Source organism: Brevundimonas abyssalis TAR-001, from assembly GCF_000466985.1.
Classification (GTDB): domain Bacteria; phylum Pseudomonadota; class Alphaproteobacteria; order Caulobacterales; family Caulobacteraceae; genus Brevundimonas; species Brevundimonas abyssalis.
Genome location: NZ_BATC01000111.1, coordinates 1 through 1,710, shown reverse-complemented (window position 1 = coordinate 1,710; position 1,710 = coordinate 1). Strand labels below are relative to the sequence as shown.

1 protein-coding gene and 2 pseudogenes are annotated in these 1,710 nt (G+C 72.0%); 2 read left to right on the top strand and 1 reads right to left on the bottom strand.

Translation table 11 applies throughout. The features are described from left to right. Positions 1 to 268: pseudogene (locus tag MBEBAB_RS16665) on the top strand (hypothetical protein); the annotation flags it as partial. A 166-nt stretch (positions 269 to 434) separates the two neighbouring features. Further along, on the top strand, positions 435 to 1,370 hold the full coding sequence (locus MBEBAB_RS14705) for a DUF2336 domain-containing protein (RefSeq protein WP_306302045.1): 936 nt from the start codon (positions 435 to 437) through the stop codon (positions 1,368 to 1,370). 4 nt (positions 1,371 to 1,374) lie between these two features. Here the strand turns inward: MBEBAB_RS14705 and MBEBAB_RS16660 are convergent. After that, positions 1,375 to 1,710 (bottom strand): annotated as a pseudogene (locus MBEBAB_RS16660) (hypothetical protein); the annotation flags it as partial.

The following is a 1,710-nucleotide window of genomic DNA, read 5'->3' as shown; positions in this document are numbered from 1 at the left end:
CGCCGGCGCGGCCCAGCCCGCGCCCCAGCCGTCTTCCCAGCCTTCGACCCAGCCCGCGCCGCAACCCCGGGCGAGCACGAACAGCCGCGACGGCGCCCGCTATTATTCGGTTCACCGCGAGGCCGGCCGCACACCGGACGCCACGACCCTGCCTGCGCCCTTCTTCCTTGACAGCGCGCCGGTGGATCTGGCCGAGCCGCCGCCGCCCCCGGCCCTGATGCGCAATCAGGGCGGCCTGGCGCCGTCCGTGGCGGGCGACGACCTGTGAGCGAGGCCATGACCGAATCGGTGGAGACGGGCTCGCGCCTGCCCGAGCTGATCGACATGGCGCGCGAGGCTCCAGCGAGAAGCGCCGCGCCCTGCTGCGTGACCTGACCGATCATTTCTTCGGCGCCACGGCGCGGTCCGAGGCGGAGACCGAGCACTATGGCGTGGTGCTGGCGCACCTGGCCGATGACATGGAGGAGGCCGTTCGCGCCGAACTGGCCGAACGCTTCGCCTCCCAGGCCGACGCCCCGCGCCGTCTGATCCGGCTTCTGGCCGAGGATGGGTCGGACGCGGTGGCCGCACCGGTTCTCGCCGCCTCTCCCGTGCTGGACCAGGCCGATCTGATGAAGGCGGTGCGTGAGGGTGGACAGGATCGCCTGCGCGCCGTGTCCAGCCGCTCGTCGGTGTCGGAGGCCCTGTCCTCCGTCATTGTAGAGCGGGGCGACGACGAGACCCTCGGCGCCCTGCTGCGCAACGACGGCGCCCGCCTGTCGCGCGCCTCCAGCGAGGCGGCGGTGGACCGGGCGCGTGCCAATCCGGCGCTGCATGAGGCGGTGGTCAATCGCGCCAGCCTGCCGCCGGACCTGCTGAACGAGATGTATTTCGTGGTCGAGGCCCGGCTGCGCCAGCAGATCCTGGAGCAGAACGCCAAGCTGGACCCGGCCCTGCTGGAGAATGCGCTGGAGGCGGGCCGCGCGCGCGTGGCCGCCGCCGACGGGGTGCTGCCGCCGGACTACAAGGAGCAACTGGCCTATGTGCAGGAGCTCAAGGCCGCCAATCAGCTGACGCCGGAGGTGCTGGCGCGGTTCCTGCGCTCGGGCGGCCGCACGGCCTTCCTGATCGCCCTGGCCGAACTGTCGGACATCGATTTCCACACCGCCCGCACCATCGTGGAGCGCCGCGAGATGGACGCCCTGGCGGTGGTCTGCAAGTCAGCGGATCTGGATCGGGCCCTGTTCCTGACCTATGCCGTGGTGCTGCTGAACCGCGAGGACAACGCCATGGGCAAGGCGCGCGAATACGCCCGCCACTATGCCGACCTGCCGCGTGAGACGGCGCTCAGGACGCTTCGGTTCTGGCGTCTGCGCCGTCAGGCCGCCTGAGGACTCAGGCCGGGCTGCTGGGAAAGGTCTGACGCACCGCCGCCAGCAACTGGTCGGCCCGGTCCGCGATCAGCCCGGCGCCCAGTTCGCGCGCGGTCTCGGCCGCTTCCACCAGAACCAGACCCAGATGCCCGGCCTCGCCGCGTCCGGTCAGGCGCATGCGCGTCAGCTGGACCTGGGCCAGATTGATCTGGTCCACGGCCCAATCCAGCGGATTGTCGCCCGGTTCGCCCGTGGTCAGGCGGCGGCGCAGGCGCGTCTCCATGCGGGCCAGCTGGGCGGCGTTCCGGTCGCCTTCGGCCTGCTGCGCCTCCACGGCCACGCGCCGCTCCCGGGCCAG